The sequence below is a fragment of the Mediterranea sp. An20 genome, assembly GCF_002160055.1.
Taxonomy (GTDB): Bacteria; Bacteroidota; Bacteroidia; order Bacteroidales; family Bacteroidaceae; genus Bacteroides; species Bacteroides avicola.
This window is the reverse complement of record NZ_NFJV01000083.1, coordinates 1-707: the sequence shown is the minus strand read 5'-3', so window position 1 is coordinate 707 and position 707 is coordinate 1. Positions and strand designations below refer to the sequence as shown.

Below are 707 nucleotides of genomic sequence, written 5' to 3'. Positions count from 1 at the left end.
CGTGTGGCAAGCGACTTGGGTGATGCGCCGCAGGCATTGGATTATTTCCAGCAGGCGTTGGATGCGATGCCCGAAGGGGAGATGACGGACTTGCGCAGTCGTACGATCTCGCAGATGGGGACGCTGTTTTCCGCTCAGGGCCTGTATAAGGAAGCGTTAAAGATGCGCCAGGAGAGTTTCCGGTGCGATTCTTTGTTGAACGACAGCATCGGGTTGGCGTTCAGCCTCCGTGACATCGGGTTAAGCTACCATGATTTGGAAGAACACGAACTGGAATTGCCTTATTATCTGCGTGCTTATCAGATAAGTACGGCTATTCGTCAGGCTAATCTCATACATAGCATACAATGTTGTTTGGCCAATGCTTATTCAGAGCAGGGGCAGTATGAGGAAGCACTCCGGTATGTGAGGAAGGCTCTGGCGGGCATTGGCGGGCCCGGAAGAAATGCCATTTGTCTGACGGCGGGTTTCATATACCATTCTCTTGGCATGAAAGATTCAGCGGCGTGGTATTATCAGGAGATATTACGCCTGAATTATCCTCAAACCCAGAGAATAGCCTATGGCAATCTGGGGCAGCTTGCCGTAGAAAGGGGAGATCCCGCCGCTGCGCTTGCGCTGTTCCGTAAGTATGTGAATTTGACCGATTCACTTTCCCTTGTCTCTGACTCGGAAAGTATCAGAAGAATGAATGCGCTTTACAATTA

Annotated in this window: 1 protein-coding gene; it reads left to right on the top strand. The window is 50.6% G+C overall.

Annotated features, from left to right (window positions below; all coding sequences use genetic code 11):
- The coding region (locus B5F34_RS17215) for a tetratricopeptide repeat protein (protein ID WP_140393034.1) at positions 1-707 on the top strand (707 nt) is incomplete at both ends.